The organism is Desulfuromonas sp. TF (assembly GCF_000472285.1).
In the GTDB taxonomy this organism is placed as follows: Bacteria; Desulfobacterota; Desulfuromonadia; order Desulfuromonadales; family ATBO01; genus ATBO01.
Window position 1 is genome coordinate 233,630 of record NZ_KI421412.1, and the last position, 13,042, is coordinate 246,671.

The following is a 13,042-nucleotide window of genomic DNA, read 5'->3' on the forward strand; positions in this document are numbered from 1 at the left end:
GCGGACGGGGCCGTCGCTACGATGTCAGGTAGAAATCAATTTCGAAGGGCCGGTCAACTGACCGGCCCTTCATTTTACCTCATTTTTTCGCTCCCAGCTCCCTGGATCGCCTCGCGGCGCTGCCGACCGCCTCCATCAGGGCCGATCGCAGCCCCTTTTCCTCCAGCGTCCGGACGGCAGCGATAGTCGTCCCGCCCGGTGAGCAGACCTTGTCGCGCAGTGCGGCGGGATGCTCACCGCTTTCGCTGACCAGCTTGGCGGCGCCCAGCACCGTCTGCACGGCAAGGGCGGATGCCACGTCCCGGGGAAGCCCCTCCTGCACCCCCCCGTCGGCAAGAGCCTCGATGATCGTGAACACGTAGGCCGGGCCCGAGCCGGAGAGGCCGGTGACGGCATCCAGAAGTTTCTCCTCCAGCACGTACGCCGTTCCCACCGCCTCAAAGAGATGGCGGGCCGCCAGCAGGTCGTCGGTTGTGGCGAACCATCCTGGAGAGATGGCGGTGGCGCCGGCCCCGACAAGGGCCGGGGTGTTCGGCATTGCCCGGACTACCCGGGGGGAACCGTCGAAGTGCGCCTCGAGCTTTTCCGTGGTCACTCCGGCGAGTATGGAAACGAGCAGCTTCTTTTCGGAAAAAGCGCCGGCGATTCCGCTCAGCACCTCATCGGCGAGCTGCGGCTTGACCGCCAGAACAATCAGGTCGCATTCCTGGACGACATCCACGTTCTCCGGGGAGAGGATGATGCCATATCGCTCGGCCAGAAACTGCCGTCGTTCCGGACTCGGTTCGGAAACCCTGATCGCCGCGGGCGGAAAGGTTCCCTTGAGAAGACCCTTGATGAGGGCCTCGGCCATATTGCCTCCACCGATGAAACCGATGATCCGGGTTGCGGTCATTATGCTGGTCCTTTCCCTGAGTGTAGAGGTTGCGCTAAGTTAAAAGAAATCTCTGGACAAAGTCAAGGAATCATGAGGTTATAGCGGTCCGGGAGGACAGAACGATTGAGCCGAAAAATACGTTGACACCCTTGCGGATTGGCGGTAAAAAGCGCAAAACCTTAGAATACAGAAGACAGATTCTACATTCCGCCTTTCCAGGAGCTTCCATGGACCTCTGGTACACCGAAAAACATTCCGAAAACGTCGGCATCACCCTGAAGGCGACCAGAACGCTTTTCTCGGGGGCGAGCGAATTCCAGCAGCTCGACATCATCGAGACCCTGGAATACGGCAGGATGATGCTTCTGGACGGTCTGGTCATGGTCACCGAGCGGGACGAGTTCGTCTATCACGACATGATCGCCCACCCTGCCCTGTTCACCCACCCCGATCCGAAGAAAGTCCTGGTGATCGGCGGCGGCGACGGCGGCTCCATCCGTGAGATCGTCAAGCATCCCGGGGTCGAGTTGGCGGTCCTGTGCGAGATCGACGGCCTGGTCATCGACAAATCGATCGAGCTGCTCCCCTCCATGGCCTGCGAAATCGACGGCAGCAACCCCCGGGTCAAGCTGCACGTCGACGACGGCATCGCCTACATCCGCGAGCACAAAGACACCTTCGACGTCATCCTGGTGGACTCCACCGATCCCATCGGCCCGGCCGTGGGACTCTTCGAGGAGGATTTCTACCGGACGGTTTCCGCCGCCCTCAAGGAGGACGGCATCATGGTGGCGCAGAGCGAATCCCCCTTCTATCACGCCGAAATCCAGAAAAGCATGTACCGGAACCTGCGTTCGGTCTTCCCCATCGTGGAGATGTACCAGGCGTTCATTCCGACCTATCCCAGCGGGCTGTGGAGCTTCGCGTTCGCCAGCAAGAAGTACCATCCCGTCAGGGACTTCGACCGCGAACGGGCCGCCCGCCGCGGTTTCCACACCCGGTACTACAACGAGGACCTGCACCTCGGGGCCTTCATGCTGCCGACCTTCGCACGGGAAAACATCGCGGAATAAGGGGGCTACCTAAAACCAGATCAAAACCAGCACGCGGATAACTTCTGATCAAATCTGATAAATTCGGATAAACCAAGCTTTCAAATCCGCCTTGATCAGACCTTATCAGATTTGATCCGCGTGAATGAATTTTGGTCTTTTGAGAGTCGAGATGAATTCAAATCCGGAGAAGAGCTGGACTGTAGAAGATTCCGCCGCCCTCTACGGCATTCGCGACTGGGGGGCCGGTCATTTCGACCTGTCCGACAAGGGAGAGCTAACGGTCAAGGTGCGGGGGCCCGAAGGAGAGGCGGTCGTCTCCCTGATGGACATCGTCTCCGGCATCGAACAGCGCGGCCACGTCATGCCGCTTCTGCTGCGCATCGAGAACCTGCTCGACGCCCGGATCGCCCTCCTCAACGAATCGTTCCGCGCCGCCATCGCCCGCGCCGGCTACCGGGGCGAGTACCGGGGGGTCTTTCCCGTCAAGGTGAACCAGCAGTGCCAGGTCATCGAGGAGATCACCCGTTTCGGCGCCCGCTACGGGCACGGCCTCGAAGCAGGCAGCAAAGCCGAGCTGGTCCTGGCCCTTGCCGCCCTGCATGAAGACGGCCTGCTGATTCTCAACGGCTACAAGGACCGGGAATTTATCGATCTGGGGCTATGGGCGCGCAAACTGGGGTACCGCTGCTTCTTCGTCATCGAATCCCCGGCCGAACTCCCCCTCCTCGTGGAACGCAGCAAGGCCCTGGGCATCCGGCCGCTGATCGGGGCGCGGGTGAAGGTCTCAGCCAAGGTGGGAGGGCTGTGGACCGAAACCAGCGGCGACCGCAGCAGCTTCGGCCTGAGCTCCACGCAGCTGATCGGCGTGATCGACGCCCTCAAGAGCCACGACATGCTCGACTGCCTGCAGCTGCTGCACTGCCATCTCGGTTCGCAGATTCCCGACATCCAGGACATCCGCGCCGGCGTGCTGGAGGCCTGCCGCTACTATGTCGATCTGATCGGGGAAGGCGCTCCCATGGGATACCTCGACCTTGGCGGAGGACTGGCGGTGGACTACGTGGGGACCCGGGCCAACCATGTCCACTCCCGCAACTACTCCCTCGACGAGTACTGCGCCGACATCATCGACGTGGTCATGTCCGTCCTCGACCCTCTGGGGATCTCCCATCCCCACATCGTGACCGAATCGGGGCGGGCCACCGTGGCGTACTCGTCGATACTGCTCTTCAACATCCTCGATGTCATGCACTTCGAGGCGGCCCCCCTGCCGGACGCCCTCCCCTCCGGAGCCCACGACCTGGTTCGCGCACTCTTCGGCGTGCTCGAGGATCTCGCAACGACGGACCTCCAGGAGAGCTACAACGACGCCCTCTACTGCCGCGACGAGATCCGCGAGCTCTTCAAGCGCGGCCAAGTCAGCCTGCGCGAGCGCTCCCTGGCGGAGAACATTTTTCTCGCCGTTGCCCAGCATATCGCCTCCCGGCTGGACGGCCTTGGGAAAATCCCCTCCGGACTTGCAGCTCTGAAGGAAAGCCTGGCCGACATCTACTATGGCAACTTCAGCGTCTTTCAGTCCCTCCCCGACACGTGGGCCATCGGCCAGGTTTTCCCCGTCGTTCCGATCCACCGCCACGGCGAGTGTCCCTCTCGGGAGGGGATCATCTCCGATCTCACCTGCGATTGCGACGGAAAACTCGATTCATTCATCAACTCCCACGGCGAGCGCAACACCCTCCCTCTCCATCCTCTTAAGGCAGGAGAGGAGTACATTCTGGGCGTGTTCCTGATGGGAGCGTACCAGGAAACCCTGGGGGACCTGCACAACCTCTTCGGGGATACCAACGTGGTCAGCGTGCGGATAAACGGCGACGGCAGCTTCGACGTGATGAAGGAGATCTCGGGCGACAGCATCGCCGACGTACTCAGCTATGTGGAATACCATCCCCAGACCCTCTTCGAAAACTTCCGCAACACCGCCGAGGAGGCGGTGAGGAAGGGGAAAATCAGCCTCACGGAGCGTCAAAGCCTCCTGGAGGAGTATTCGGCCAGCCTGCGGGGGTATACCTATTTCGAGAAGTGACAATGTTTCAAGAATGATAGGAATGCGCAACAAGCCCCGCGCTTCACCTGAAACTCTCATACGTCCGAAGTGAACAGGCCTCCGGAGCTTAATAACTGGGACTGCGCCACTTGGGGTGGCAGATAGCGCAGTCCCCGGTTACGCCAAATGCGGTACTGCCGTCGTGACATGCGCCGCAGGACGCGCCCTCGCCCATCGCCCTCATCGTGGCGTGATTGCTGTTCTTCTGTGGCTTGAACACGTCGGGGTGGCACTCCCCACATCCGAACATTCCGGTATGGATGTCGTGGCTGAACACTACCGGGCCGGCATTCTTGGTCGGCATCTCAATATCGGTGGCTTGAGTATGGCAGGTGGCGCAGTCGCCGCTCACGCCAAAAGCGGTTCCACCGTCGTGGCACGCGCCGCAGGACGCGCCGTCTTCCATCTCTTTCATCGTGGCGCGATTGCTGTTGTTCTGCGGCTTGAACAGGCCGGGGTGGCACTCGCCGCATCCGAACATGCCGAGGTGGATGCCGTGACTGAACGTCACCTTGCCGACATTCTCGGTTTGAATCGCAATATCGGTGGCTTCGGTATGGCAGGTGGCGCAGTCGCCGGCTACGCCAAACGCCGTGCTGCCGTCGTGACACGCGCCGCAGGACTTGCCTTCCTCCATCGCCTTCATCGTGGTGTGATTGCTGTTATTCTGGGCCTGGAACACTCCGGGGTGGCACTCCCCGCATCCGAACATGCCGGTATGGATGTCGTGACTGAACATCACCTTGCCGACATTCTCGGTCTGAATCGTGATATCGACGGCAATGGTATGGCAGGTGACGCAGTCGCCGCCCACGCCAAAAGCAGCTTCGCCGTTGTGGCAGGCGCCGCAGGACCTGCCTTCTTCCATCGATTTCATCGTGGTGTGATTGTTGTTGTTTTTAGGTCGGAACACGTCGGGGTGGCATTCGACACATCCGAACATGCCGGTATGGATATCATGGCTGAACATCACTGGGCCGACACCCCTGCTCTCGATCGTGATATCCTTGGCGTTTGAGTGGCAGGTGACACAGTCGCCAGCTACCCCGAATGCGGTTTCGCCGTCATGACAGGCGCCGCAGGACTTGCCCTCTTCCATCGCTTTCATCGTGACGTGATTGCTGTTGTTCTGCGCCTTGAAGAGGTCGGGGTGACACTCGCCACATCCGAACATGCCGGTATGGATTCCGTGGCTGAACACTATCTTGCCGATTCTCCGGCTCTCGATCGTCACATCTCCGACGTGGCAGGTAACGCAGTCGCCGGTTACGTCGAACGCCGTACCGCCGTCATGACAGGCGCCGCAGGACTTGCCCTCTTCCATCGCCTTCATCGTGGCGTGATTGCTGTTTTTCTGAGGCTTGAAGAGGTCGGGGTGGCACTCGTCACAACCGAACATGCCGGTATGGATTTCATGGCTGAATATAACCTTGCCCAAGTTAACGGTCTGGATCGCAACATCCCCGGCATGGCAAGTGGAGCAATCACCGGTGACACTGAACGCCCTGCGGCCATTGTGGCATGCGCCGCAGGACATTCCCCTCTCCATCATTTTCATACTGACGTGGTTGCTGTTTCTCTGCTTTTTGAAGATCTTCGGATGACAGAGCCCGCAGTTGGCGCCGTGACGACGATGACTGAAAACAACTTCGCCGATCTTCTCGGTCCGGATGGAGATTTTGTCCGCCATGGACCCGACACTCCCCATTTCTCCCATACCGGCGGCATAAAGAATGGATGCCAGGGAGATTGACAAAAGCAGAATAATCACTATAAACCAGCGTCTTGGCATGTACTTCCTCCATGAGTCGTGTATGGCGGATTATTATCAGAAATCAACCGACCGGACAACCTCTTATTGAGAGCAAAGATGCGAGGCTTGTTATTCTGCAGCCTTAAGCAAGGCTTCCGGCTCACATCATCCTAGCCTCTGCCCCGTCATACCTCGGCAACAGACTTTCCGGCCCGCCGAGGACCGGCAACTGAATAGCCAAATAACATGAGGTTTTGGTCAAATGGCAACAAGCCCGGGCTCGCGGCAGGACCTTTCGATGCGATGACCCGAACCTGAGCCCGGAATCGGAAGAAAATCCTTATTTAATATGTCTCTTGGAAAGCTTGACACGTTCCCACCTGAGCGGATGCAGAAGCCCAGACGCCCTAAGGTGCCCGGCGATTGGTATATTGATTGCACTTTACATTATCTGTTTAATGATGCGACAATTCCAAAAAATTCGATTGCCCTTCTGCAGCACACCTTGTGACGAGAACTGCAAATCTAACGCCTAAATATTCAACCGCGCGGTGATTTTCGCACTTTTCCTGATGGCGTCCCCTGCGCCGCGCCAAAAACCAGCAGACCGACGATGACCAGACGTTTCGATTCGACACCAAAAAAAAATTCCGGGACCGATTCTCCCGACCAGACCCCGCCGCCCCTGGAAAAACCGAGTCGCGTGCCGCTATGGCAGGCCCTGACTCTGCCCCTGGCTGCTATCCTGATTTTCTTTCTCCTCCTTGAAGGCGGCCTCGCCTTGCTCGGAGTAAATCCAGTCCTTAAATCCGAGGATCCTTTCGTCGGTTTTGCTTCCAACGTCCCCCTGTTCGTACCCGCCCCCGGCCCGGGGGGAACCCATCTCCTGACCACGGCATCCAATAAATTGAATTTTTTCAATCCGCAGAGTTTCCCACGGACGAAAGCCCCGGGCAGCTATCGGATATTCTGTCTCGGCGGCTCGACAACGTACGGGCGCCCCTACAATGACACCACCTCCTTTGCCGGCTGGCTGCGCGAACTGCTGCCGGCGGCAGACGAGGATAAAAACTGGGAGGTTATCAACGCAGGCGGAATCAGCTATGCCAGTTACCGGGTAGCGCATCTGATGGAAGAGCTCGTCAATTACGAACCGGATCTTTTTGTCATCTATACCGGTCACAACGAATTTCTCGAAGAACGGACCTACAACCAGATTCGCAAGATACCCCCCGTCGTCCGGTCGACCGTCGGCGTGCTCGCCAAAACCAGATCCTGGGCCGCGATGACCAGCGGACTCCAAAAACTGGGAGCCTACCCCGAGCGGGGAGTGGAAGACCGCGACCGTCTCGCAGGAGAGGTAGACACCATCCTCGACCGTTCGGCCGGCCCGGAACGCTACAGCCGTGACGATTCACTGCGCGAGAACATCCTGCAGCACTACCGGATCAGCCTGGAGCGCATGGTCGCGCTGGCCCGCTCGGCCGGCGCCCAAGTCATTTTCGTGACGCCGGCTTCCAACCTCAAGGACTGTTCGCCTTTCAAGAGCGAACATACGGCAGGCCTGGACGGTGCTTCCCAGCAGCGTTCCGAACAGCTGCTGAAGGAAGCCAAACTGGCGATCGGCCGGCAAGACTGGCAACTCGCGCTGGACAGGCTCGACTCTGCCCTGGCATTCGATCCTCGCCACGCCGAGCTGCTGTATCGCCGCGGCAGGGTCTTGCTGGCGATTGGCCGGACGGAAGAGGCGGAAGAAACCCTGCGAATGGCCCGTGACGAGGATGTCTGTCCGCTGCGGGCGCTGACATCGATGAGCAGCATCGTGACCGAGCTCGCTCGCGAACAGGATGTCCCCCTGGTCGATTATGTCGCCCTGCTGCACCAAGGCATGCTGAACGCGCACGACCACCCCATTCCGGGACAGGAATATTTTCTCGACCATGTTCATCCGACCATCGAAGGGAACAAGATCCTGGCGGTGGAGCTGATCAAGGCCATGACCGAACTGGGATTGGTGCGGCCCGCGGACGACTGGGGCGAGCAGAAGATCGCCAGGGTAGCGGCGATCCTTGAAGGGGGAATCGATAAAGAGGTCCACGGCCAGGCTCTTACTAATCTCGCCCGGGTGCTCCTGTGGGCAGGCAAGAATGAAGATGCCGTGCGGCTTGCCGGGCAGGCTCTCGAAATCGCCGGAGATTATCGCCAGGTGGCGGTGGACGCCGCCAGCGCGATGGTAACCGTCTATCAGCGGCAGAAGAATCCGGAACAGGCCATGCAGCTGATGTATGCAACCCTCGAGAAATACCCCGGCGCTCTTGAGTTTCGATTCAAGCTGGGCCAGGCTCTGCTCAGCACCTCTCCCCCGCGGCTGGAGGAGTCGGCGGCAAACTTACTCTTGGTGTGCCAGCAAATGGGGCACTATGATGTGGCACACCAGGTTTACGGCCTGGCCATGGCCAGACGGGGACGGACGGAAATTGCCCATTCGAGTCTCGCGGAAGCATTGCGGCTGAACCCGAACAACGCGAGCGCCCGGAAGATCCTCGCCCAGATCCGTCCGCTTCTTGGGGATCCCCCCCCCAGGGCTCAGCGGCCGAACATCCTGCTGGATGTTTATCCCTCCATGGCTCCGCGCAGGCTGGTCCAGCTCGGCCTCGATCCGGCAGGGCGCAGCATCTCGCACGGCATCGAGGTCGAGTGGCATGAAAACGGCCGCCTCAAACGTTTCCTGGACCTCGAACAGGGGGCTCCGAACGGCCTTGAACTGGTCTGGGGGCCGCAAGGAGAACTGCTGTCGCGCCGGGTCTACCGGCAGGGGGTGGCCGTCACCCAGGCGACAGGAAAATAGCCGCATAACGGGGAAGGTCCGTTCGGACCGAACCGAATTCTGAATACCAAAGGATCAGAGATATGGATTTCCTTAAGGACCTGTGGGGTTTTTTGAATGTAAGAAAAAAATTCTGGCTGCTGCCGATCATCCTCTTCATGATGCTGTTCGGAGCGCTGATCGTCCTCACCGGCGGCTCGGCCATAGCACCTTTCATTTATGCCATTTTTTAGGAAGGTCGGTACGAAATGTCGCAAGCGATTCTGGGCATATCGGCGTTTTACCATGACAGTGCCGCTGCCCTGATAGTCGATGGCAACATCGTCGCTGCCGCCCATGAGGAGAGATTTACCCGTCAGAAGCAGGACTCTTCCTTTCCCCGACAGGCAGTCGCCTACGTACTCGACGAGGCGGGACTGGAGCTCAAGGATGTCACTGCCATAGCCTTTTATGACAAGCCCTACATCAAGTTCGAGAGGCTGCTCGAAACCTATCACAGCTTCGCGCCCAGGGGTTTGAAAAGCTTCCTGTCGGCAATGCCGGTCTGGATCAAGGAGAAACTCTTCATGCGGCGGATGCTGCGCGAAGAGTTCAAAAAACTCGGCTGCGCCAACCCCAAACTGCTTTTCCCCGAGCATCACCTCTCCCACGCCTCCAGCGCCTTTTACCCTTCGCCCTTCCCCGAGGCGGCCATCCTCACCATCGACGGCGTAGGCGAATGGGCGACCTGCACCATCGGAGTCGGCAGGGGAAACAGCATCGAGATCTTGCGGGAGCTCGACTTTCCACACTCCCTGGGCCTGCTCTACTCGGCCTTCACCTACTACTGCGGCTTCAAGGTCAACAGCGGCGAATACAAGTTGATGGGACTGGCCCCCTACGGGACGGCCGGTTCCGTTCAGGTCGAGAAGTATAAAGAACTGATTCTTGACAAACTGGTCGACCTGCGCGACGACGGCTCTTTCCTCCTGAACATGGAGTATTTCGACTACGCCACCGGCCTCACCATGTGCGTCGACGATGCATGGCAAATGCTGTTCGGCCTCCCCCGGCGAAAATCGGAAACCGAACTGGACCAGAATTACATGGATATGGCCCTGGCGATCCAGGAGGTCACCGAGGAGATCGTGCTGCGGCTGGCCGCAACCGCCCGCGAGCTGACCGGCTGCGATTATCTGGTCATGGCGGGAGGCGTAGCCCTCAACTGCGTTGCTAACGGCAAATTGCTGCGGAGCGGATTATTCAAGGACATCTGGATCCAGCCTGCCAGCGGCGATGCGGGCGGAGCGCTCGGCGCGGCCCTTGCCGGATGGCATATCTACCTGGACAAGCCCAAGGTGAACTCCGGGCGGGATATCATGAAGGGTGCGTTGCTTGGCCCGGAATTCGGCGATCGGGAGATCCTCCAAGTGGCCCGGCGTAACCGGGCTGCGTACCGTCCCTACGACAATTTCGACAGCCTTTGCCTGGATGTGGCCGAACTTCTGGAAGACGGCCAGGTGGTCGGCTGGTTCCAGGGCCGAATGGAATACGGGCCGAGGGCATTGGGGAATCGCAGCATCCTGGGTGATGCCCGCCGCCCGGAAATGCAGAAGAAGCTCAATCTGAAGATCAAGTACCGCGAAGGATTTCGCCCCTTCGCGCCCTCGGTCATCGAGGAATGCCTCCCTGAGTTTTTCGAGCTCGACCGTCCGTCGCCCTACATGCTGCTGGTGGCGCCGGTCCGCAAAGAGAGGCAGAATCCTCTTCCGGAAGGTTATCATTCCCGTCCCCTCTACGACCGCCTCTATCATCTCCGGTCAGATGTGCCGGCCATAACCCATATTGACTACTCCGCCCGGATCCAGTCCGTCAACAAGGAGGTAAACCCGAGGTACTGGCAGCTGATCGATGCCTTCCGTCAGCGAACCGGCTATGGCATAATCGTCAACACCAGTTTCAACGTACGGGGGGAACCGATCGTCTGCTCGCCGGAGGATGCCTACCGCTGTTTCATGGGCACCGAAATGGACTACCTGGTCATGGGCGACTTCCTCTTCAAAAAAGAGGAACAGCCCAATTTCGACAACCGGGATTACTGGCAGCAAAAGTATGAACTGGATTGATAAAAACATGTTGAATCGTTGAGTGCGCTTCGCGCGTTGAATCGTTGAATCGATCTTTCAACAGTTCAACGATTCAACAGTTCAACGATTCAACGATTCAACAGTTCAACGATTCAACAGTTCAACGATTCAACAGTTCAACGATTCAACAGTTCAACAACCAGGGGGGGACAAACATGCATCGGCATCTTTTTCCGTTCGAGAAGCTCGAGGTTTGGCAGGAATCTCGGCGATTGGTCATGGCGGTATATTCCATGACGAGGGGCTTTCCGGCGGAAGAAAGATTCGGCCTGACAAGCCAGCTGAACAGGGCGGCCGTATCGGTGGCTTCGAACCTGGCGGAAGGAAGCGGCAGGACGAGCCTGAGAGACCAAGGGCACTTTTCGCAGCTCGCGTACAGTTCGCTGCTGGAAGTGGCCTGCCAAATCAGCCTGGCATCAGATATCGGATTTACGACCGTGGAGCACACCGGAAAGTTGCGCCAGGACATCGACAGGCTGGCCAACAAAATAAACGCTCTGAGAAATTCACAACTGGCCCGTTCAAAAAAGGCATAAAAACCAGTTGAATCGTTGAGTGCGCTTCGCGCGTTGAATCGTTGAATTTATTTTCAGCAGTTCAACGATTCAACGGTTCAACAATTCAACGTTTTTTCCAGCTCACCGAGGCCCGCTTGATGAAATCCGACCACAAAAAACTCACCGCTGAGCAGTGCAAGGACTCCGGCCTGGCCCTGGTTCTTATCAGCCTGATCTGCTTCCAGGTCTGGAAACTGCCGATCCTGGTGATCCTGGCCATCGTCTTCCTGCTGGGGGCCATGACCTGGCCTCTCATCTACAAGCCCTTCGCAAGATTCTGGTTCGCCTTGAGCACGGCGCTGGGAACCGTGGCTTCCCGGATCATTCTGTCCCTGATCTTTTTCGTGATGGTTTGTCCGGTAGCCCTGGTCAGAAAACTCATGGGGAAGGATTCGATGCGAATCAAAGACTGGAAAAAGGGGAAGGACCCGGTCTTTCGCGTGAGGGACCACAAGTTCGTGGCGGAAGACCTGGAGCATCCCTATTGAGGCGGCGTGCGCTTCGCTCGTTGAACCGTTGAATCGATTTCATCAATGGTTCAACGATTCAACATAAAAAACCAGTTGAACCGTTGAGTGCGCTTCGCGCGTTGAATCGTTGAATCGGTTTTCTCAGCGGTTCAACGATTCAACGATTCAACGGCTTTTTCCCCTCCTCATTTCCTTCATGTGCCGCTAGTAACGCAAGGGAACGATCTGGCCGCGTATCGCGAGAGAGACGCTCGGGAAGATCGTTTCTTCGTCATATTGGTTTTCACTGTCCCACCAATGGACCGTCACGTGGAAAGGCGTCGGGGCGACCTGAACGTAAACGGCATCGACACCGCTCCAGCCGGGGCAGGTGGAAAAACCCGTCTTGACAACTGGTCCGTAGGCGCCGCCCTCTCGAATAGTCCACGAGGCGCTGGCTTCGGGGTCGTTCGCGCAGGGGGAGCCGGTCGTGTCGCTGCTGCCCCAGATCAGCTTCAAGGTCCCGTATCCACTGATGACATTGAAATTGACTGTTTTCAGGGGTTCCACGTTGGCCGCCCAGTCTTCGGACCAGAAGGTCAGCGAGTAATTGAAGTTCCCCGGAGTGTTGGGAATGGCGATCTGTGTTCCGACCTGGATGGGGCCGCCGTTCAGGCGGTAGTAGGTCGTTCTCGGGCCCGCGGGGTTGTCGTCCGTCGCCGTGAGGGTGATCGCCGCCCCCTGGTAATAGGTGGTCTTGGCATTGGAGGTCGTGGTCGGCATGGTGGTGTCTCCGAACACGGTGAAATTGGCAACATGCGCGCTTTCGACGTTCCCCCCCCAGTCTTCCGACCAGTATTTCAGCGTATAGTTGTTTGTCGCCTTCGATGTGGCCGGGATGGTGATCACCGTACCCGTCTGGACGGGGCCGTTGTTCAAGCTGAAATAGGTCGTTTTCACCCCCCGCATGCTGTCGTCCGAAGCGGTGAGAGTAACCACCGCGCCGAAGTGGTAGCTGGGCTGGACATCCGAGGCGGTCGTCGGAGGGGTTCCGTCGATGTCGATGGAAAAGGACGCAAAGTTGGGCGCCAACTCGGTGTTGCCGGACTGGTCCACCGACCAGAATTTGAGAACATGGGGGCCGGGGGTTGCGATGAGCAGGCTCTTGCCGGCGGCGGTCACCGGGCCGCCGTCTAGCTGGTAGAAAGTCCTTCCAATACCCACCTTGCCGTTGTCTGAAATGGAGAACTTGATCTCGGCGGGGAGAAAGTCGTAAACCTCACGGGCATTCGAG

The 13,042-nt window shown here is 58.5% G+C and carries 10 protein-coding genes; 7 read left to right on the forward strand and 3 right to left on the reverse strand.

The window, feature by feature from the left end; genetic code table 11:
• Positions 1-79 precede the first annotated feature (79 nt).
• On the reverse strand, positions 80-895 hold the full coding sequence (proC, locus tag DTF_RS0101120) for a pyrroline-5-carboxylate reductase (protein ID WP_027713837.1): 816 nt from the start codon (positions 893-895) through the stop codon (positions 80-82).
• Between the two features lie 209 nt (positions 896-1,104).
• On the opposite strand from proC, the gene speE reads away from it, so the two are divergent.
• Together speE and speA are read left to right on the forward strand one after the other, a co-directional pair.
• On the forward strand, positions 1,105-1,950 hold the full coding sequence (gene speE / locus DTF_RS0101125; RefSeq protein ID WP_027713838.1) for a polyamine aminopropyltransferase: 846 nt from the start codon (positions 1,105-1,107) through the stop codon (positions 1,948-1,950).
• 151 nt (positions 1,951-2,101) lie between these two features.
• A complete protein-coding gene (gene speA / locus DTF_RS0101130) occupies positions 2,102-4,015 on the forward strand; it encodes a biosynthetic arginine decarboxylase (protein WP_027713839.1) in 1,914 nt (637 codons plus the stop codon).
• Positions 4,016-4,103: 88 nt separating this feature from the next.
• Here the strand turns inward: speA and DTF_RS24975 are convergent, their stop codons facing one another.
• The gene (locus DTF_RS24975) at positions 4,104-5,726 is read right to left on the reverse strand and encodes a cytochrome c3 family protein (protein ID WP_162148572.1); all 1,623 of its coding nucleotides are present in this window, start codon (positions 5,724-5,726) and stop codon (positions 4,104-4,106) included.
• 676 nt (positions 5,727-6,402) lie between these two features.
• Between DTF_RS24975 and DTF_RS24980 the strand changes: the two genes are divergently transcribed.
• From DTF_RS24980 to DTF_RS0101160, 5 genes are all read left to right on the forward strand, one after another.
• Entirely contained in the window at positions 6,403-8,637 is a 2,235-nt protein-coding gene (locus DTF_RS24980; protein WP_051360642.1) for a tetratricopeptide repeat protein, read from the forward strand.
• Positions 8,638-8,699: 62 nt separating this feature from the next.
• A complete protein-coding gene (locus tag DTF_RS26900) occupies positions 8,700-8,849 on the forward strand; it encodes a DUF5989 family protein (RefSeq protein WP_193352671.1) in 150 nt (49 codons plus the stop codon).
• 15 nt (positions 8,850-8,864) lie between these two features.
• Entirely contained in the window at positions 8,865-10,721 is a 1,857-nt protein-coding gene (locus tag DTF_RS0101150) for a carbamoyltransferase (protein WP_027713840.1), read from the forward strand.
• Between the two features lie 44 nt (positions 10,722-10,765).
• The gene (locus DTF_RS0101155) at positions 10,766-11,278 is read left to right on the forward strand and encodes a four helix bundle protein (RefSeq protein WP_226989101.1); all 513 of its coding nucleotides are present in this window, start codon (positions 10,766-10,768) and stop codon (positions 11,276-11,278) included.
• Between the two features lie 119 nt (positions 11,279-11,397).
• Positions 11,398-11,787, forward strand: coding sequence for an SxtJ family membrane protein (locus DTF_RS0101160; RefSeq protein ID WP_035055118.1), 390 nt, complete (start codon positions 11,398-11,400; stop codon positions 11,785-11,787).
• A 186-nt stretch (positions 11,788-11,973) separates the two neighbouring features.
• Here the strand turns inward: DTF_RS0101160 and DTF_RS26905 are convergent.
• Positions 11,974-13,042: hypothetical protein (locus DTF_RS26905; RefSeq protein ID WP_193352672.1), on the reverse strand; the 1,069-nt coding region annotated here is incomplete at its 5' end.